19 protein-coding genes, 4 tRNA genes and 1 riboswitch are annotated in these 19,247 nt (G+C 54.8%); of the genes, 20 read left to right on the top strand and 3 right to left on the bottom strand.

The genetic code is table 11. The features are described 5' to 3' along the window. Positions 1-37: 37 nt before the first annotated feature. The 5 genes from NFR25_RS00185 (at position 38) to NFR25_RS00165 (ending at position 5,506) form a co-directional block, all read left to right on the top strand. Positions 38-2,197, top strand: a complete 2,160-nt coding sequence (locus tag NFR25_RS00185; RefSeq protein WP_251197233.1) for a glycosyltransferase family protein — start codon at positions 38-40, stop codon at positions 2,195-2,197. A 232-nt stretch (positions 2,198-2,429) separates the two neighbouring features. After that, entirely contained in the window at positions 2,430-3,002 is a 573-nt protein-coding gene (locus NFR25_RS00180) for a 2-oxoacid:acceptor oxidoreductase family protein (RefSeq protein WP_251197232.1), read from the top strand. After that, entirely contained in the window at positions 3,002-3,361 is a 360-nt protein-coding gene (locus NFR25_RS00175) for a 4Fe-4S binding protein (RefSeq protein ID WP_251197231.1), read from the top strand. The genes NFR25_RS00180 and NFR25_RS00175 overlap by 1 nt, the downstream gene beginning before the upstream one ends. Positions 3,362-3,364: 3 nt before the next feature. Continuing rightward, on the top strand, positions 3,365-4,534 hold the full coding sequence (porA, locus tag NFR25_RS00170) for a pyruvate ferredoxin oxidoreductase (RefSeq protein ID WP_251197230.1): 1,170 nt from the start codon (positions 3,365-3,367) through the stop codon (positions 4,532-4,534). 12 nt (positions 4,535-4,546) lie between these two features. After that, the gene (locus NFR25_RS00165; protein WP_251197229.1) at positions 4,547-5,506 is read left to right on the top strand and encodes a thiamine pyrophosphate-dependent enzyme; all 960 of its coding nucleotides are present in this window, start codon (positions 4,547-4,549) and stop codon (positions 5,504-5,506) included. A 263-nt stretch (positions 5,507-5,769) separates the two neighbouring features. On the opposite strand, the gene NFR25_RS00160 is transcribed toward NFR25_RS00165, so the two are convergent. Further along, positions 5,770-6,186, bottom strand: a complete 417-nt coding sequence (locus tag NFR25_RS00160; protein WP_251197228.1) for a pyridoxamine 5'-phosphate oxidase family protein — start codon at positions 6,184-6,186, stop codon at positions 5,770-5,772. 168 nt (positions 6,187-6,354) lie between these two features. Further along, positions 6,355-6,486, top strand: a riboswitch (FMN riboswitch). Positions 6,487-6,660: 174 nt separating this feature from the next. Between NFR25_RS00160 and ribD the strand changes: the two genes are divergently transcribed. The 6 genes from ribD (at position 6,661) to NFR25_RS00130 (ending at position 12,177) form a co-directional block, all read left to right on the top strand. Then, positions 6,661-7,797, top strand: coding sequence for a bifunctional diaminohydroxyphosphoribosylaminopyrimidine deaminase/5-amino-6-(5-phosphoribosylamino)uracil reductase RibD (gene ribD, locus NFR25_RS00155; RefSeq protein ID WP_251197227.1), 1,137 nt, complete (start codon positions 6,661-6,663; stop codon positions 7,795-7,797). Beyond that, positions 7,782-8,444, top strand: coding sequence for a riboflavin synthase (locus NFR25_RS00150; RefSeq protein WP_251197226.1), 663 nt, complete (start codon positions 7,782-7,784; stop codon positions 8,442-8,444). Before ribD ends, NFR25_RS00150 begins: the two co-directional genes overlap by 16 nt. Before the next feature lie 68 nt (positions 8,445-8,512). Next, positions 8,513-9,712, top strand: coding sequence for a bifunctional 3,4-dihydroxy-2-butanone-4-phosphate synthase/GTP cyclohydrolase II (locus tag NFR25_RS00145; RefSeq protein ID WP_251197225.1), 1,200 nt, complete (start codon positions 8,513-8,515; stop codon positions 9,710-9,712). Positions 9,713-9,799: 87 nt separating this feature from the next. Beyond that, the gene (gene ribH / locus NFR25_RS00140; RefSeq protein ID WP_251197224.1) at positions 9,800-10,261 is read left to right on the top strand and encodes a 6,7-dimethyl-8-ribityllumazine synthase; all 462 of its coding nucleotides are present in this window, start codon (positions 9,800-9,802) and stop codon (positions 10,259-10,261) included. A 24-nt stretch (positions 10,262-10,285) separates the two neighbouring features. Next, on the top strand, positions 10,286-10,963 hold the full coding sequence (locus NFR25_RS00135; protein ID WP_251197223.1) for an HAD family hydrolase: 678 nt from the start codon (positions 10,286-10,288) through the stop codon (positions 10,961-10,963). A 14-nt stretch (positions 10,964-10,977) separates the two neighbouring features. Further along, positions 10,978-12,177: an aldo/keto reductase gene (locus NFR25_RS00130; RefSeq protein ID WP_251197222.1), complete on the top strand. Its 1,200-nt coding sequence runs from the start codon at positions 10,978-10,980 to the stop codon at positions 12,175-12,177. A 78-nt stretch (positions 12,178-12,255) separates the two neighbouring features. On the opposite strand, the gene NFR25_RS00125 is transcribed toward NFR25_RS00130, so the two are convergent. Both NFR25_RS00125 and NFR25_RS00120 read right to left on the bottom strand, forming a co-directional pair. Next, entirely contained in the window at positions 12,256-12,834 is a 579-nt protein-coding gene (locus NFR25_RS00125; RefSeq protein ID WP_251197221.1) for a gamma carbonic anhydrase family protein, read from the bottom strand. A gap of 65 nt (positions 12,835-12,899) precedes the next feature. Next, complete coding sequence (locus NFR25_RS00120) at positions 12,900-14,189, bottom strand: aspartate aminotransferase type Ic (protein ID WP_251197220.1); 1,290 nt, start codon at positions 14,187-14,189, stop codon at positions 12,900-12,902. A 128-nt stretch (positions 14,190-14,317) separates the two neighbouring features. Between NFR25_RS00120 and putP the strand changes: the two genes are divergently transcribed. The 9 genes from putP (at position 14,318) to nusG (ending at position 19,189) form a co-directional block, all read left to right on the top strand. Continuing rightward, positions 14,318-15,880, top strand: coding sequence for a sodium/proline symporter PutP (putP, locus tag NFR25_RS00115; RefSeq protein ID WP_251197219.1), 1,563 nt, complete (start codon positions 14,318-14,320; stop codon positions 15,878-15,880). Positions 15,881-16,297: 417 nt separating this feature from the next. After that, a tRNA-Tyr gene (locus tag NFR25_RS00110) sits at positions 16,298-16,382 on the top strand. 4 nt (positions 16,383-16,386) lie between these two features. Beyond that, a tRNA-Thr gene (locus NFR25_RS00105) sits at positions 16,387-16,462 on the top strand. Between the two features lie 5 nt (positions 16,463-16,467). After that, positions 16,468-16,544: transfer RNA gene (locus tag NFR25_RS00100), tRNA-Met, on the top strand. A 65-nt stretch (positions 16,545-16,609) separates the two neighbouring features. Beyond that, on the top strand, positions 16,610-17,812 hold the full coding sequence (gene tuf / locus NFR25_RS00095) for an elongation factor Tu (RefSeq protein ID WP_251197218.1): 1,203 nt from the start codon (positions 16,610-16,612) through the stop codon (positions 17,810-17,812). A gap of 102 nt (positions 17,813-17,914) precedes the next feature. Continuing rightward, positions 17,915-18,064: a 50S ribosomal protein L33 gene (gene rpmG / locus NFR25_RS00090; RefSeq protein WP_022363057.1), complete on the top strand. Its 150-nt coding sequence runs from the start codon at positions 17,915-17,917 to the stop codon at positions 18,062-18,064. Between the two features lie 28 nt (positions 18,065-18,092). Further along, positions 18,093-18,169, top strand: a tRNA-Trp gene (locus tag NFR25_RS00085). Positions 18,170-18,245: 76 nt separating this feature from the next. Then, entirely contained in the window at positions 18,246-18,653 is a 408-nt protein-coding gene (gene secE / locus NFR25_RS00080; protein WP_251197217.1) for a preprotein translocase subunit SecE, read from the top strand. Between the two features lie 5 nt (positions 18,654-18,658). Beyond that, positions 18,659-19,189 carry a transcription termination/antitermination protein NusG gene (gene nusG, locus NFR25_RS00075; RefSeq protein ID WP_251197216.1) on the top strand — a complete coding sequence of 177 codons (531 nt, stop codon included), beginning with the start codon at positions 18,659-18,661 and terminating at the stop codon, positions 19,187-19,189. The last annotated feature ends 58 nt before the right edge of the window (positions 19,190-19,247 follow it).

The raw sequence follows: 19,247 nt of genomic DNA, 5'->3' as shown, positions 1-19,247 counted from the left end.
TTTTGTTTGTATGGGAGTTCTTCTAAAATAGGGTCACATGGATCTGAACTATCACATAAACAAGCACCGCGATGCGTTCGATAAGGGTTTGAAGCTCTTGCGAAACATCCTCATCATCGTGCTCGTTGCGTTCTGTCTGGAAACCTTCCTGTTCAACATCAATCATTTCCGTTCGAGCGGATACGAGACCTTCTCACTCGATGATCAGCTGGAATTCACTGAGACCAAAGGCGAATCCTATCGCATCACTGCGGCGAATCATGTGTTCGAAGTGCATGACCTGAATAAGGAAGTGCGCAACATCCATATTGAGTTCGACCAGTCGCAACCAGCGCAAACGGTGCCCATCCAGATCAACTTCACCGACTCGGCCCATCAATCCTATTTCTACGACACTGAATTCACTGCCGGTATCCCCCTTGTGGATGTGGCGACCAACAATTGGCAAAGCCAATATATCTACCTGGAGACCACTGGCTATGTCGATGATCTGCGGATCGACTTTGGCGACAACGAAACGACCTATCCGCTGGTATTGAAGTCACTCACCATCAATGCGCCTGAACCATTCTTCTTCAATCCGATCCGCTTCGCCATCGTGCTAGGGCTGCTATTGCTGGTGTATTGCTTCAGGCCTCGCTCTGCCATCTATCGCATCTTCATCGTGAACGACCAACGCAAGGCCAAGGCGGGGATCATCGGTGCCATGGTGGTCGAGATCATGCTGGTCTCGAGCTTCTTGCTGATGGGTTCCAATCTGGTGGGTGTTGCCACATCGAGCTACAACTCAGGTTCATGGGATGGCAAGTCGCCTGTCACGGTCTTCGAGGTTGGTGGCGATAATGCTCAGCAATATGCTGAACTTGCCAAAGCCATGACCCGCGGCGAGCTCTATCTTGAAGAGGAGCCACCTGAATGGCTCGTGCAGATGGATAACCCCTACGACAAATCTGCCCGAGATGAATTCCAGAAAGCAACGGGCGAAGAGGTGCTCTTCGATGTTGCCTATTACGACGGTCACTATTACGTTTATTTCGGCGTGTTGCCCGTGTTAGTGTTCTATCTGCCGTTCTATCTGCTCACAGGGGCGAACTTCCCCACGGCTATCGGCGTGCTCATCTGTTGCATCCTCTTCATCATGGGCTGTACGGCATTGCTCCATCGGTTCGCGCGCTACCATTTCAAACGGGTCAGCCTTGGCTTATTCCTGTTGCTCCAGATACCGCTCGTCTTCTGCTCGGGCATGCTCTATCTGGCGAAGTTCCCTACGTTCTATTCGTTGCCTATCATCATGGCGCTGGCGCTGGTGGTTTGGGGCCTCTACTTCTGGATGCGCGGTCGCACCAGCGAACGGGCGGGGAAGTGGTACCTGGCAGGCTCGCTGTGCATGGCGTTGGTGGTAGCCTGCCGTCCGCAGTTCCTAGTGTTCTCGCTCTTGGCTTTCCCGCTGTTCTGGCGCAAGTTCATCACTACACGCTACATCACCACCCCCAAGGGCATTCGCGAATTCGCCTGCCTTATCGTGCCTTACATCGTGGTGGCTGCAGGCATCATGCTCTACAACTACGCACGATTCGGTTCATTCACGAACTTCGGAGCGAACTATAACCTCACGCTCAACGACATGACCCAGCGCGGTACGGTATTCGGCCGCTTCTTCCCAGCGCTCTTCGCTTACTTCTTGCAAACGCCCTCTACTGACGGCGTATTCCCGTGGCTGCTACCTGCGCCATTCGCTACCACTTATATTGGTCAGACCGTGAAAGAAGTGACCTTTGGCGGCATCTTCCTGTGCCTGCCCGTGCTGTGGGTGCTCTTCTTCGCCAAGCGCCTGCTCAGCTTCCGTGTCCAGCAGCGCTCTACGCGTACGGTCGCGGGAGTGATCCTCATCATGATCATCGCTGGCTTCGTGGTAGCGCTCTTAGATGCGCAGATGGCCGGCATCCTTCAGCGCTACTATGCAGACTTCAGCTTCCTGTTCTTGGCAGCAGTGGTGCTCTTGTGCTTCATCGCTAACGAAGCCATCGATCATCCCTCCCGCATGTACAAGGTTTGTCAGCATGGCCTGATGGCTTTGGTCGCCATAAGCCTGTTATATTCGCTGCTCATCTGCTTCGTCCCCGAAACAGGTTGGCTCTCTGAAGCGTATCCTTGGGCTTATCAGAATCTTGTCGAGATGGTCGTCTTCTGGAAATAGCGGCAATCCTCTTTCGGCATTCTCCATTCATTTTCAATGGAAGAGCGCTGTATCCATTCACATCGCCCTAAGCTCTCTTTCGCACGTCTCCGATCCCCTCCGCGGCTCCAAGAAACGCCCGCCCCTTTTACCGAATTAGTGCATTAAAGCCCAGAACCACCTCGGTTTGCACAGGGATGGTTGGTACAATGGACAGGCGTATTCTAACGCGGCCTAAGTTGAGAGGAGAGGTATGTCACAGCTGACCGAAATTCGCTGGCATGCACGCGCTGGTCAGGGCGCGGTTACGGCAGCGAAGCTCGTTGCAGATACGGCAATGCTCCAGGGTAACTACATTCAGGCTATGCCCGAATATGGTCCCGAGCGTACTGGTGCGCCCCTGAAAGCGTACACCCGTATTTCCAGCGACCCCATCGAAGTTCACAACAACATTCTGAATCCCGACATCGTAATCGTCTTGGACGACACGTTGCTCGATTCTACTGATGTTACTGAAGGTATGCCTGAAGACGGCATCATCATCTTTAACACCACCATGACCCCCGAAGAGGCACGTGCAGCAGTGAACGCACCTGCTTCCATGAAGGTCGCGACCGTCGATGCTACCGGCATCGCTTTGGCTACCATCAAGAAAGATATGCCAAACACTCCTATCGTTGGCGCGCTTGCTAAGGTTGCAGGCCTGTTCCCGATCGACCTGGTCAAGGAACGCCTCATCCTCACGTTCGGCAAGAAGTTCAGCCAGGAAATGATCGATGCGAACCTCGAGTCCGCCGATCGCGCTTATCAGGAGGTGCACGAGTAATGGCAGAACAGATCTCTTACAGCGGCACCGCTGGATTCGACTATGATGGCTACGATAACTGGGATCTTTCCGATTTCCCTACCGGTTACGTTTGCCCCAAGCCCGGCACGTCCGTGAAGTGCTTCACTGGCGGCTGGCGCTCCATGCGCCCCATCTGGGACGCTGAAGCATGCACCAACTGCATGCTCTGCTGGGTCTATTGCCCCGACTCATCCATCGAAGTCAAGGATGGCGAAATGACCGGTATCGACCTGTACCACTGCAAGGGCTGCGGTGTGTGCGTGCAAGAATGCAAGTTCGATGCATTGAAGCTCATCTCCGAAGCTGAAGCTTTGGCCGAAGAAAAGGAAGGGGAGTAAACCATGGCAGAGAAGTTTTCCGCTACTGGCAACCAGATGGTTGCAGAGGCTATCCGTCAGGCTAAGCCCGACGTCATGGCTGCCTATCCTATCACTCCTCAGACCACGATCGTCGAAACCTACGACAAGTTCGTAGCTGACGGCCGCGTTCACACTGAATATGTTCCCGTAGAATCCGAGCACTCCGCACTTTCTGCGTGCATCGGTGCTTCTGCTGCAGGCGCTCGCGTCGCAACCGCAACCAGCTCCCAGGGTCTGGCCTACATGTGGGAAGAACTCCACATCGCAGCTGGCATGCGTTGCCCCATCGTCATGGCTAACGCGAACCGCGCTCTGTCTTCTCCGATCAACATCCACGGCGATCATTCCGACATCATGGCTGCTCGCGACTGCGGTTGGGTCATGTTCTTCGCAGAGACCGCTCAGGAAGCTTACGACAACACTGTTGTTTCGTTCCGCGTTGCTGAAGATCCCAACGTGCTGCTGCCCGTCCTCACCACCCTTGATGGCTTCGTTACCACTCACGCTATGGACGTGTGCGTGCTCGAAGAGGACGAAACGGTCGAGAAGTTCGTGGGCGACTACAAGCCGCTCTATCCGCTGCTCGACACGGACAATCCGGTCGGTCAGGGCATGTTCGCAACGCTCGGTCCTGACTACATGAAGCAGAAGCTCATCGAGCGTCGTGCTCTCGACAACGCTATGGAAGCGATCGAGAAGCATGGTAAGGAATGGGAGAAGATCACGGGTCGTCCGTTCGACATCGTCGATACCTGGGGCTGCGAAGATGCTGACTATATCGTTGTATGCCTGGGTTCCAACGCAGGTAACGTTCGCTTCGAGGCTCGCAAGCTTCGTGAAGAAGGCAAGAAGGTGGGCGTTGTTCGTCCGCGCGTCTTCCGTCCGTTCCCGGCTAAGCAGGTTGCCGAAGCATGCAAGAATGCCAAGGCTGTTGCAGTCATCGATCGCAGCGATTCCTTCGGTTCGCCTTCCGCACCGCTTGCACTCGAAGTGCGCAGCGCACTCGTGCGTAATGGCGTTACCGCTCCGGTTTCTGACTACGTTGCTGGTCTCGGTGGTGCAGACATCACGCTCGAGCAGATCAAGCAGGTCTTCACCGACCTTGAAAATGGCGGCACCGACCAGATCACCTACATGGGTATCGAAGGTTAAAGGGGGCACGAAATGGCTAATATTAAAGAACTTTCTGCTCGCCCTGATGAACTGGCTCCTGGCCATCGTCTGTGCGGCGGCTGCGGTGCATCCATGGCAGTTCGCCAGGTGCTCATGGGCTCCAACGACTACGACGTAGTATGCGCAAGCGCTACCGGTTGCTTGGAAGTTTCCACCACCATCTATCCTGACAATGCATGGAATGTTCCGTTCATCCACAATGCGTTCGCTAATGCTGGCGCCACCATCTCTGGTGTCGAAGCAGCATATCGTGGTCTTCAGCGCGCAGGCAAGATCCCTGCCGATCGCAAGATCAAGTTCGTCGCATTCGGCGGCGACGGTGGCACCTATGACATCGGTCTTCAGTCGCTCTCTGGCGCGATGGAGCGCGGTCACGACATCGTCTATGTCTGCTACGACAACGGCGCATACATGAACACCGGTATCCAGCGTTCTTCTGCAACCCCGAAGGGTGCATGGGCAACCACCTCTGAAGTTGGTAAGGTCGAACAAGGCAAGGCCCAGGTTCGTAAGGACCTCACCTCCATCATCGCTGCTCATGGCGTGCCTTACGTTGCGCAGGCTACCGTTGGTAACTGGCGCGACCTGGTCAACAAGGCTGAAAAGGCTATCGCTGTTGACGGTCCGGCATTCCTGAACATCCTTGCTCCGTGCCCGCGTGGCTGGCGTATCGATTCTGGCGACACCGCCGAGATCTGCCGCCTGGCCGTGAACTCCAAGTTCTGGCCGCTGTTCGAGGTTGAGAATGGCGTGTGGAAGCTTACCCCGGTTCGTGAGAAGAACCAGATTCCGGTCACGGAATTCCTCAAGCCCCAGGGTCGCTTCAAGCATCTCTTCAAGCCCGGCAACGAGCACATTCTGGAAGAGATCCAGGCAGACGTCGACAACTACTGGAAGTATCTCGAAGGCCGCGTCGAAGGTTCCAAGGACCTCACCAGCCCCATCGAGTAAATTCCACTCGACAACAACCAATAAAAAGACCCGCCTTCCCAGCGGGTCTTTTTATTGGGGACGGGTTCAATTCTGTCCGGGACAGATTGGGGACAGGTCCCAAAGTGCCGAGACAGATTGGGGGCAGGTCAGCTTTATGCGTTAGTTCGAGCCTCTAGGACGAGCTTCATGTTTGTGCCCGTAAAGAAGCCCCAGCAATAATGCCAGGGCTTGAAGTTGAATGACATGCTAGCTTTCATCGGGATAGCGCAGATAGAGGGCCCTTAGAGCTCGACGATGGTCTTCTGACCTTTTTCGGCAATAACTGCCATGTTGAAGGCGATCTCATAAACCGCAACATTTTCGCCGAAGCCCTTGAGCATCATCTCAAAGCCCGGGCGATGAGCAAGGAGCGTATCCTTGATCTCGTCGATGGACCAGTCGCTCTTAGCAACGGTGGCATTCGCAACACGCACAACGGGGCCAGGGCCTTGCGGAATGGTGGTGAAGGCAACAGTGTCGTTGGCTTCGAATTCCTTGATCTTGCGTGAAAGGGAAGAGGTGGGGAAGACCACCACGTTGCGCTTCTCGTCGAAGAAGATGTCCATGATACGCACGTTCGGGGTGTCTTCGACCGAAGTTGCCAGCGCAATGAGCGAGGTGTTCTTCATAACTTCAGCAAGCTGCTCTTTGGGTTCCATTGATTCTCCTATCATCGAAGTTAATTGATACTTGAATAGTAGCATATATCAGATACAAGGCCTGTATTGTATTAGCCCATCCACGAACGCAGCCGCGTTCGATACGGTCATGGATGAGCGCATTGACGCACGTGCGAGTTGCGCTATAGTTGACCTATAACAATTCAATACAATCTTCAGGGCAGGGTGAAATTCCCGACCGGCGGTAAAGTCCGCGAGCGTTGTTCGGCTTGAAGCCCACATCGCAGATTCGGTGCAATTCCGAAACCGACAGTAAAGTCTGGATGGAAGAAGATCAGTACTGCAATACTGTGCAGCGATGCCCTGGAACGTTATGTTTCAGGGTTTTTTGTTTGCTTTGATATTGCGTAGAAGGCAACACCTTCTTGTTTCGCGAGCTCTGAAGAGTGTTTGGCTGGTGCGAATGGCGCACAGCCAAGCTCTAGGGAGTCATCGTAGAACAGGGAGGTGTTTTTGATAGGCGAACCAATAACAGATACGCAGCTTACTGACGAGCGATTCATGGCTCGCGCGCTCGAGCTGGCCAAGCGCGGAGCGGGTTGGACGAATCCGAACCCCATGGTGGGTGCCGTGGTGGTGAAGGATGGTCGCATCATCGGCGAAGGCTGGCATACGGCTTTCGGCAGGCTCCATGCTGAACGCGAGGCTCTGGCGGCTTGCACGGAAGACCCCACTGGAGCCACGATCTATGTAACGCTCGAGCCGTGCTGTCACTGGGGCAAGACCCCGCCTTGCACGGAAGCGATCATCGAAGCGAAGCTCGCGCGTGTAGTAGTGGGTGCGCCCGACCCGAATCCTTTGGTCGCGGGCCAAGGCTTCGAGTTGTTGCGCCAGGCGGGTATCGAAGTTACTGAAGGCGTGCTGCTTGATGAATGCTACGCGCTCAATGAAGTGTTCTTCCACTATATACGCACCAAGCTTCCCTTCATGGTGGTGAAATATGCTATGACCCTTGATGGTAAGATCGCCACGAAAACAGGTGCGTCGCGGTGGATCACTTCAGATGCAGCCCGCGCCAAGGTGCATGAAGACCGCCATCGTTTTGCGGCCATCATGGTAGGCATCGGCACGGTGTTGGCTGACGATCCCGAACTTACCTGTCGCATTCCTGGTCGTAAGACCAAGAACCCCTTGCGCGCGGTGATCGACTCAAAAGCCCGCATCCCGCTCGATTCCAGGATCGTGGCAAGCGCGAAGGATGTGCCCACTGTTATCGCAGTGACCCAGGATGCCCCTGACCAAAAGGTCGCCTCTCTTGAAGCTGCTGGCTGCGAGGTCTTCGTTACCCAAGGAAGCACGGTGGATCTTCAGGCGGTCCTTACCTATTTAGGTGCCGAGCGAAACATCGACTCGGTGCTGGTGGAAGGCGGTGCCACCTTGCTTTGGTCGGTGCTTTCCCAGGGGCTTGCCAATCGCATCCAGGCTTATATCGCGCCCAAGATCTTCGGCGGTTCAGCTGCACCCAGCCCTGTGCAGGGCAGTGGGGTAGCGCTACCGAGCGATGCCTTCCAGTGCTCAACACCGCACGTAACCCAACTAGGAGAAGATATCTTGATCGAATGCGAGGTGAAGCCATGTTCACTGGAATAGTCGAGGCGGTTGGCACGGTGAAGATGCTCAAGCGCGGCGCGAACAGCGCCATCATCACCATCGAGGCACCGCAGATCCTGGGCGATGCCCACATGGGCGACAGTATCGCCGTGAATGGCGTGTGCCTAACGGTCACTTCTTTCACGAACAAGACTTTCGATGCCGACATCATGCATGAAACGCTTGACCGATCCGATCTGGGCAGCTTGCGCGCAGGAAGCAAAGTGAACGTGGAGCGCGCCATGGCAGTCAACGGACGATTCGGCGGCCATATCGTTTCGGGACACATCGATGGCGTGGGCAAGATCGCGCGCATCGAAACTGACGACAACGCGGTGTGGTTCACCATCGCCGCGCCGCAACACATCCTGCGCCAGATCATCTTGAAAGGCTCCATCGCCATCGACGGCATCAGCCTTACGGTAGCGCGCCTGACCGATTCCACCTTCAGCGTTTCGGTCATTCCTCATACGCGAGCCGAAACGAACCTGGTAACCAAACACGTGGGGGACGAAGTGAACCTTGAGACTGACGTGATCGGTAAATACGTGGAGCGCTTGCTTTCGTTCGAAGGCGCAGATCGGTCCTCACCACCGCAACCAAGCGGCGAGATCACCAAAGAATTCCTGTTGATGAACGGCTTTTGATAAACAGGCAACCCCAGCAAGCAGCCCCGAAACCAAGGCTGCGCTTCGAACCAAGAAAAGGAGAGTACATGTTCGAATTCAATACCATCGATGAAGCGCTCGAAGACCTGCGCCAAGGAAAGATAATCCTGGTGACCGACGACCCCGACCGCGAAAACGAAGGCGACTTCATCTGCGCCGCCGAATTCGCTACCACAGAAAACGTGAATTTCATGGCGGTCCATGGCAAGGGCCTTATCTGCATGCCTATGAGCATCGATCTATGTAAGAAGCTCCAGTTCCCGCAGATGGTCATCGAGAACACCGACAACCACGAAACCGCCTTCACGGTCTCTATCGACCACGTGGACACCACCACGGGCATTTCGGCGGCTGAACGCGGCTTCACCGCGCGCATGGTGGTGGCCGATGATGCGAAGCCCACTGATTTCCGCAGGCCAGGACACATGTTCCCGCTCATGGCAAAGCCGAATGGTGTACTGGAGCGCAACGGTCACACCGAAGCCACGGTCGACCTCATGCGCCTGGCAGGCTTGAAGGAATGCGGCCTGTGCTGCGAGATCATGCGCGATGACGGCACCATGATGCGCACGCCCGAGCTTATCGAGTTAGCGCGCGAGCATGGCCTGAAGTTCATCAGTATCAAAGCACTGCAGGAATATCGCAAGAAGAACGAGAATCACGTGACAGAGATAGCCAACACCAAGATGCCCACGCGCTATGGCGATTTCCGTGCGCGCGTGTTCGTGAACACGCTGAATGGCGAACATCACGTGGCGCTGGTGAAGGGCGATATCGGCGATGGGGAAGACGTGCTGGTGCGCGTGCATTCCGAATGCCTTACTGGCGATGCGTTCGGCTCAATGCGTTGCGACTGCGGCGAGCAGCTGGCCCAGGCCATGCGCCAGGTGGAAGCCGAAGGCCGTGGCATCGTGCTGTACATGCGCCAAGAAGGGCGCGGCGTCGGTCTGGTGAACAAACTGCGTGCCTACGAGCTTCAGGACGAAGGTATGGATACGCTCGAAGCGAACCTTGCCTTGGGCTTCGAAGGCGACATGCGCGAATACTACATCGGCGCGCAGATCTTGCGCAACCTGGGTGTGAAGACCATGCGCTTGCTCACGAATAATCCCGACAAGGTCTATCAGCTCAAAGACTTCGGCCTTGAGATAATCGACCGCGTACCCATTCAGATCGAAGCCACCGATCATGACCGCTTCTATCTGCAAACCAAGCAGGAGAAGATGGGACACCTGTTAAACGTGTAAGACGGCCATCTGAGACACTTCAACCCCGTCCCGAACCGTCCCACCGGATTTTTGAACGAACGATAAACCTCAAAGAAAGGAAACAACATGAACACGCTTGAAGGAAACCTTATCTCACAGGATTTGAAGATCGGCATCGTTGGAGCTCGCTTCAACGAATTCATCACGTCAAAGCTCATCTCGGGTGCCATGGATGCGCTCGTGCGCCACAACGTGAAGGAAGAAGATGTTGATGTCGCCTGGGTACCAGGCGCATTCGAGATCCCACTTGTGGCCAAGAAGATGGCAACCAGCGGCAAATACGATGCCGTCATCTGCCTGGGTGCGGTCATTCGCGGTGCAACCTCGCATTATGACCTGGTCTGCAACGAAGCTGCTAAGGGTATCGCGCACGTGTCGCTGGAAACGGGTGTGCCAGTGATGTTCGGCATCGTTACCACCGACACCATCGAGCAAGCTATCGAGCGCGCTGGCACCAAAGCGGGCAACAAGGGCTTCGACTGCGCAACGGGCGCTATTGAAATGGTGAATCTGCTGAAGGCTATTTAGCAGCCCTCAGCCTATAATAGGTCTATGAGCAAGGGAACGATATTCTTCGACTTCGACGGCACGCTTCACAACAGCATGAAGCTCTATGCCCCTGCGCTGCGCTCGGCTTATGCCTGGTTAGTGGAGCAGGGCGTGGTCGAGCCACGTGAATTCGCTGACGAAGAGATCTGCGGCTGGCTTGGCTGGGCGGTCGAAGATATGTGGACCACGTTCGTTCCAGGGATCCAAGAGGATATGTGGCGCGTGGCATCGAAGATCGTTGCAGACGAAATGAACGATCTATTGCGAGCAGGGAAGGGCGCGTTGTTCGAAGGCATCCCAGACGTGCTGGCGCAGCTTAAAGCCGAAGGGTTCAGCATCGTGTTCCTTTCGAATTGCGGACGACCATACTGCGACGAATACCTTGCCGCATTCGGCATCGATCATCTTTTTCACGCGACCTATTGCGCGGCCGAATTCGATTTCATCCCGAAATGGCAGATCTATCAGCAGGTGGCTGACAAGCATCCGCAGCCACACATCATGGTAGGGGATCGCTTCCACGACATGGAAGTGGCGACCCAAGCGGGTATCCCTTCGATCGGCTGCAGTTATGGCTATGGCGAACCGGCCGAGCTCGAAGTTGCTACTCGTCTTGCTGCGGCGCCGTCCGATATACCCCTGCTTGTCAATGAGTTGGTCCGCTTGGATCAAGACCGATAAAGGAAGTGAAGGAAATGGAATATCGCATCGATCCTAAATCTGGCAATGAGCTTTCGATCCTGGGCTTTGGCTGCATGCGTTTCCCCACTTCGCGGCCGGGCAAGATCGACATGTTGCGCACGGAATTGCTCATCCTTGAAGCCATTGCTTCGGGCATCAATTATTTCGACACCGCATACCTATACGCTGGTAGTGAAGAAGCGCTCGGTACTATCTTACAGAAGAACAGCTTGCGCGAGCATGTCTTCATCGCCACGAAGCTGCCGCATACGAACTGTCGCTCGATCGAAGACGTGGAGCGCTGCTTCCAGAAGTCGTGCGAACGCCTGAAGACCGACTACATCGACTATTTCCTTATCCATAACGTGGCCACGCACGAGCAGTGGAAGCGTTTGCTCGAATTCGGTATCGAAGACTGGATCGCTGAAAAGAAGCGGTCGGGCGCTATCAAGCAGATCGGCTTCTCATTCCATGGCTCGAATCCCGAATTCGTGAAGCTGATCGATGCTTACCAGTGGGATTTCTGCCAGATCCAGTACAACTACGCCAACGAGCACTACCAGGCAGGGCGCGCGGGCTTGGACTATGCAGCAAGCAAGGGTTTGCCCATCATCATCATGGAGCCGTTGCTGGGCGGCCGCCTGGTGGACCGCTTGCCCGAAAAGGCGAAGAAGGTCATTGCGGAAAGTGCGCCCGCAGGAACCAGCGAGACCCAAGCGGCGGTCGAGCTTGCGCTTCGCTGGCTTTGGGATCAGCCCGAAGTTACCGTGGTCCTCTCAGGTATGAGTACCGAACAGCAGCTCAAGGACAATATCCAGATAGCGGATAGCGCCAAACCAGGCTGTTTCACTGTGCAAGAGCAGAAGACGCTTGATGAAGTACTCAGATTGTTCAACGAAAGCTTTCGCGTGCCGTGCACGGGTTGCAACTACTGCCTGCCGTGTCCTGTTGGCATCAATATCCCTTCGCTATTCAGCGCATACAACACCTCATATTCGGTCAACTGGTTCACCGGTGTGATGAACTACTTCATGTCCGTTGGGTCGCTTGGGACCGATCCTCATTACGCGAGCGATTGCATCGAATGCGGTGCGTGCATGAAGAAATGTCCTCAGCATATTCAGATCCCCGACGAGCTGAAGAAGGTCCGCCGCCGTCTTCAGCCTCCTGCGACCAAGAAGATCATGGAGATCGTCTCCAAGACCCGTCTCTAGCGCAACCCCTTGGGGCGCTTTAGGGACGGAGGCAGAAGCGTCCCACATTCTGTAGCGAACGCTGCGGACGCTCGTTTTCTAGCGGACGCACTGATAGTTGTAGCGAGGCTCGATGAAGATGGTCGGGCTGTCTTCGGGCACGGTGGCACCAGTGTAGAAGAACCCCTGCTTCGCCAGGTCCTGGGCATGTTCCGTATATCCATCAGCAGAAACTTGCCCGTGAGCACGCTGAGCTTCGCTTGCAGGACCTTTGATCTTTGCGGGTACGCCCAACACCAAAGACCCATCAGGAATGATCATGCCCTTTGGCACTACCGCACCTGCACCAACGGTGCATTCACGGCCTACCACTGTGCCATCAAGGATCGCGGAATTCATGCCGATGATGCAGTTGTCTCCGATAGTGGCCGCATGAATAACAGCATTATGTCCGATGCTCACGTTGTCTCCGATGATGCACGGCGCATCGTAATCTACATGGATAGTGGCATTGTCTTGGATGTTGCTATTCACGCCAATGGTCACTGGCGCACGATCGGCACGGATCACTACGCCTGGAAACACCGACGACTTCGCCCCGATCGTCACATCCCCCAATAGCGTGCAGTTTGGAGCTAGGTAGCAGGTTGGATCAAGTTTCACGCCATGCAGATTCATAAGGAGTCCTTTCGCATAATCACCCAGCAAAGTGGAGAAGGCCTCAGTGCTAGTGAGGTTCGAGATTAATCCTCCAGCAGCTTCTCGACCGCAGCCAGCTTCACGCAGGTGACGAACACCTTCATGGCTTGATCGAGCTCATCCAGCGGGGGAAGGGTAGGGGCGATGCGGATGTTGGAGTCCGCCGGATCGTCCTTATAGGGATAGGTCGCACCAGCGCCGGTCATGGTAACACCAGCATTCTTTGCCAGCTCCACCACGCGTTTGGCCGTGCCTTCAGGAGCATCGAAGGAGATGAAGTAGCCACCACGCGGCGTGCTCCATTCACCACACCCTGTGCTTTCAAGGCCATTGTTCAGCGTTTCGAGCACCAGTTCGAACTTCGGACGGATGATGGCTGCATGCTTTGACATGTGCTTCGCGATACCATCGGCATCCTTCAGGAATTCCACGTGACGCAGTTGATTGATCTTGTCATGACCGATGGTCTGCACGCCCATGTGCTTCTTCACGTCAGCCACATTAGCGGGGCTGGCAGCCATGGCGGCAACACCGGAGCCAGGCAAGGTCACCTTCGAAGTGGAACCAAACTTGTAATAGCGATCGGGGTTGCCCGCTTCAGCGCATGCCTTGGCAATGTCGAGCAGCTGGTCTTGCTCGGCCGCGTCGTCATAGAGATGGTGGACCGCATAGGCGTTGTCCCAGAAGATGCGGAAGTCATCCGCTGCAGTGGGCATCGAAGCCAGTTCGCGCACCACTTCATCAGAATAGGTAACGCCACCAGGATTGGAATACTTCGGCACGCACCAGATGCCCTTGATGGAAGCATCGTTGGCTACCAGTTCTTTCACCACATCCATGTCTGGGCCATCTTCGGTCATGGGAACGGGGATCATCTTGATGCCGAAGGCCTCGGTCACGCCGAAGTGACGGTCGTAACCTGGCACCGGGCAGAGGAACTTCACTTCATCAAGCTGGCTCCAAGGGGTAGCACCATTAGGACCGAACACCCAGCAGCGCATCACGGTGTCGTACATGATGTTCAGGCTGGAATTGCCGAACACGATAACGTTCTCGGGCTCATCGTCGAGCATGGATGCCATCAGCACCTTCGCACTCTCGATGCCATCCAAGATGCCATAATTGCGCAGGTCGGTGCCATCAGCGTCTTCCACCACGGAATCAGAAGAGATGACATCGAGCATGGGCATGCTCAGGTCGAGCTGATCGGCGCCGGGCTTGCCGCGTGCCATGTTCAATGAAAGGTCCAGTGCGCAGTATTCGTCGTATTCTTTCTGCAGGGCCTCTTTCAAGGTCAAGAGCTCGTCTCGCGTCATTTCTTCGTAGGTGGACATACCTTTTCCTTTCGTATTGCGCCCCTGAACGGATTTCGCCGCACGAACGCGTTTTGTAAACGATGCTTAGAGTATAATCCGCTGCGGTAATTTTCTAAAGAACAACAAGGAATTGAAAAGGGAGTTTCATGATTAGTGGTGACTTTTGGGTATTGCTCGCGATGCTCATCTACTTCATGGTGGTTGTGATCATCGGTTTCGTCTACGCGAAGAAATCGAACAGCTCGACCGAAGAATACTTCCTGGGTGGCCGCAGCTTGGGCCCCTGGCTCACGGCACTTTCGGCTGAAGCTTCTGACATGTCAGGCTATCTGCTCATGGGTCTTCCAGGCCTTGCCTATTTCTATGGCGCTTCTGAGGCAATGTGGACCGCTGTCGGTCTGGCTATCGGCACCTACCTGAATTGGAAGTTCGTGGCCAAGCGCCTGCGCAAGTATTCCGAAGTAGCAGGCAATGCTATCACCATCCCTGATTTCTTCTCTAATCGCTTCCATGACAAGAAGAACATCCTCATGACCATCGCGGCGGTCATCATCCTGCTGTTCTTCAGCATCTATGTTGGCTCGTGCTTCGTTACCTGCGGCAAGCTCTTCGCAACGCTGTTCGGGCTTGACTACGCCACCATGATGGTCTTGGGCGCGCTGGTCGTGTTCCTCTACACCTTCGTGGGTGGCTATCTGGCAGTCTCCACCACCGACCTCATCCAGGGCACCATCATGATCTCTGCCTTGGTCATCGTGTTCGTGGGCTCGGTCGCTCAGGCGGGCGGTATCGAGAATACCGTGGCATTCCTGCAAGCACTGCCGGGCTTCTTGGATGGTACCCAGCTTACTGTGCCCATCGTCGACACCAATGGCAACCAGCTCATCGTCGATGGTCTGCCCGCTTTCGGCGCACCGAGTGAATACGGCATCATCGCTATCATCTCCTGCTTGGCTTGGGGCCTGGGTTACTTCGGTATGCCGCAGGTGCTCGTGCGCTTCATGTCCGTGAAGAACTCCGATGAGATCAAGAAGTCCCGTGTCATCGCGGTGGTGTGGGTCGTCATCTCGCTGTTCTGTGCGGTGTCCATCGGCCTTATCGGTCGCGCGGTCATCCCTACAGAGTTCCTCACGAATTCCGCTGCTGAGAACATCTTCATCGTGCTCTCGCAGATGTTGCTGCCTTCCTTCATGTGCGGTTTAGTTGTCTCGGGCATCTTCGCAGCGGCGATGTCGTCCTCTTCGTCCTACTTGCTCATCTCAGGTTCAGCGGTTGCCGAGAACATCTTCCGCGGTCTTATCAAGAAGGATGCCACCGATGCGCAGGTCATGATCGTGGCGCGCATCACGCTGGTGGTCATCCTGCTGTTCGGTATCGTCATCGCTATCGATGAGAACTCCATCATCTTCCAGGTCGTTTCCTACGCGTGGGCTGGTTTCGGTGCGGCGTTCGGTCCGCTCATGCTGCTCTCGCTCTATTGGAAGCGCACGAACCTACCTGGCGCAGTGGCAGGCATGCTCTCAGGTGCAATTGGCGTTGTGGTCTGGCACGAGCTCATCAAGCCCCTTGGCGGCATCTTCGGTGTCTATGAATTGCTCCCGTGCTTCTTCATCAGCCTTATCGTGATCGTGGTGGTCTCGCTCTTGACGAAGAAGCCTTCTCAAGAGATCGAGAACGAATTCGACAACTATATGAAGGCCGACTGCTAACAGTCTTGGTCTTGCAGACATTTGGGGTCGGACTCCGTCCGTCCGACGTACGTCCGATCCTTCCAGGCCCGCTTCTTCCGCGGGCCTTTTTGTTGTCATTTCGCCGTATTTCTACTGGTGAAACCGTCTGTCGAAAAATCGTGCATTATTTTTGAGGGAATTGCGTGCAAAATGGGGAAGTAGGGCGCCCTTGTAAAAAGTCCGTGTCTTCCAGTTCGGGCCGGCTTATCTTCAATGACCTGCGAAAACTCTGCTAAAAGGCAAGCGCTCGCGCACAGAGAACCATAGACACGCACGGGGGCGTGTGGAGTGTTGACAGAACCAACTGACTAACATATTATTCATTTGCTCGAATGAACCGACCAGGTCCATTTGGGCAGGCAGCTTGAAAATTACACATGAGACAAGCGAAATCACGGAAGTGTACCAAAGCGGTCAAATGGGACGGGCTGTAAACCCGTTGGCTCAGCCTTCCAAGGTTCGAATCCTTGCACTTCCACCATTTTGCCCACATAGCTCAGCCGGTAGAGCACTTCGTTGGTAACGAAGAGGTCAGCAGTTCGAGTCTGCTTGTGGGCACCAGTTTTGGCGGTGTAGCTCAGGTGGTCAGAGCACACGGTTCATACCCGTGGCGTCACTGGTTCGAATCCAGTCACCGCTACCAAATTCATTCGCTTACATACGTAAGCTTTTTGTAAATTCCTTTTAACACCTATTAAGGAGGACGGAATGGCTAAAGAAAAGTTCGAGCGTACTAAGCCACATGTCAACATCGGTACCATCGGTCACGTTGACCACGGCAAGACCACGCTGACTGCAGCAATTTCTAAGACCCTTTCTTCGAACGACGGTTCTCATGGTTCTGCAACCGCAGACTTCACCGCATTCGAGGACATCGATAAGGCTCCTGAAGAGCGTGAACGTGGTATTACCATCTCCATCGCTCACATCGAGTACGAAACCGACACCCGTCACTATGCACACGTCGACTGCCCTGGCCATGCTGACTACGTCAAGAACATGATCACCGGTGCAGCTCAGATGGACGGCGCGATCCTCGTTATCGCTGCTACCGACGGTCCTATGGCTCAGACTCGTGAGCACATCCTGCTCGCTCGTCAGGTTGGCGTTCCTTACATCGTCGTATTCCTGAACAAGTGCGACATGGTTGACGACGAAGAGCTCCTCGAGCTCGTTGAGATGGAAGTTCGCGAACTTCTCTCCTCCTACGAGTTCCCTGGAGACGACACCCCGATCATCCGCGGTTCTGCTCTTAAGGCTCTTGAGGGCGACGCAGCATACCAGGACAAGATCTGGGAGCTCATGGAAGCTGTCGACTCTTACATCCCCACCCCCGAGCGTGACGTTGACAAGCCCTTCTTGATGGCTGTCGAAGACACCATGACCATCACTGGTCGTGGCACCGTTGCTACTGGTCGTGTTGAGCGTGGCGTTCTCCATGTCAACGACGAACTCGAGATCGTTGGTATCAAGGACACCGAGAAGACCGTCTGCACTGGTATCGAGATGTTCCGCAAGCTCCTCGACGAGGCTCAGGCTGGCGACAACATCGGTTGTCTGCTCCGTGGCGTTAAGCGCGAAGACATCGTTCGTGGCCAGGTCCTCTGCAAGCCCGGCTCTGTTACTCCTCACACCGAGTTCGAGGGTCAGGTTTACATCCTTACCAAGGAAGAAGGCGGCCGTCACACCCCATTCTTCGATGGCTATCGTCCTCAGTTCTACTTCCGCACCACCGACGTTACTGGTGTTGCACACCTCCCCGAGGGCACCGAAATGGTCATGCCTGGCGATAACGTTGAGCTCCGCGGCGAACTCATCCACCCGATCGCTATGGAGGAAGGCCTCCGCTTCGCTATCCGCGAAGGTGGCCGCACCGTCGGTTCCGGTCGTGTTACCAAGATCATCAAATAACATCGACCATTTGGAATGCTTGGCTAGACCCGCTTCGGCGGGTCTAGCTATCCGTTAGTTCATGTGTAAACAAGCGCACGAATAGTAATTAAAGGAGAATTCATGCGTACTTTGGTCACTTTGGCGTGCACTGAATGCAAACGCCGTAACTATACGACCAAGAAAAACAAGCAGAATAATCCTGATCGTATCGAGTTCAAGAAGTATTGCAAGTGGTGTGGTCATCACACGATGCATAAGGAAACTCGCTAGATTGGGTATTTTGAAGTAGGCGCAAAATAGGCCAGTAGCTCCAATTGGTAGAGCGGCGGTCTCCAAAACCGCATGTTGGGGGTTCGAGTCCCTCCTGGCCTGCCAGCTTGTTCTAATAAGCAGCTTAATAAGCTGCTTGTTTGGCGTTATAGACTGTTGGATTTCCAGATCAGGAAGTTGTATGGCAAAGAAGTCGAAAACTCAAAAGGCTAAAGCTTCTGCAAAGAAGGCAGCTAAGAAGGCGGCCTCACAGGAGCTCGACAACCAAGAGGTTGTCGCTGTCGAAGAGCCTAAGAAGAAGGGTGTCTTCAGCAAGAAGGAGACCCGTAAAGAAGAGAAGCAGAAGCAGGAGAACCTGCAAGACTATCAGATCAAGGCTGAAGAAGCGAAGCCGAAGAAGCGCCGCTTCCAGTTCTTCTCTGATGTTCGTGCTGAGATGCGTCGCGTTACCTGGCCAAGCCGTCAGGATGTCATGCAGTGGACGGGCGTTGTCATCGTTGCATTGCTCTTCTTCGGTGTGTTCACCCTCATTTTGGACGACTGGATCGTCACTCCGCTTCTGTTCGCCATCTCTAGTTTGGGAGTCTAGGTCCTATGAGCAAAAAATGGTATGTCTTACACACCTATTCCGGCTATGAGAACAAGGTGAAGAAAAGCCTCGAGACCCGTATCGAGACCATGGGTCTTGAAGATCGCGTCTTTGCGATCGAGATCCCTACGGAATCCGTCACCGAGATCAAAGAAGGTGGCCGTAGGGTCGAAACTGAGAAGAAGGTGCTCCCTGGATACGTTCTGGTCCGCATGGACTTGGATGATCGCAGCTGGGCAGCTGTGCGCAATACTCCTGGCGTCACTGGTTTCGTGGGAAGCCAAGGCAACCCTGAACCGCTCACACGCGAGGAATACAACAAGATCATGAAGCGCACCAGCCGTGAAGCACCGAAGAAAACCTCCACCACCTATGAAGTGGGCCAAGCGGTCAAGGTCGTCTCTGGCGCACTTGCGGAATTCGATGGAGTCGTTGCAGAGGTATCGCCCGAATCGGGCAAGATCAAAGTTCTCGTTACCATCTTCGGACGCGAAACCCCCGTTGAGCTGTCCTTCGATCAGGTGGCGCGAATCTAGTCTCTACAATGTAATCTCGTAAACAACGCGTTGATATGCCTGTGTGTGGACAGGGCTT

The sequence above is a fragment of the Anaerotardibacter muris genome (assembly GCF_943192915.1).
Taxonomy (GTDB): domain Bacteria; phylum Actinomycetota; class Coriobacteriia; order Coriobacteriales; family Eggerthellaceae; genus Anaerotardibacter; species Anaerotardibacter muris.
This window is presented reverse-complemented; position numbering and strand designations above follow the sequence as displayed.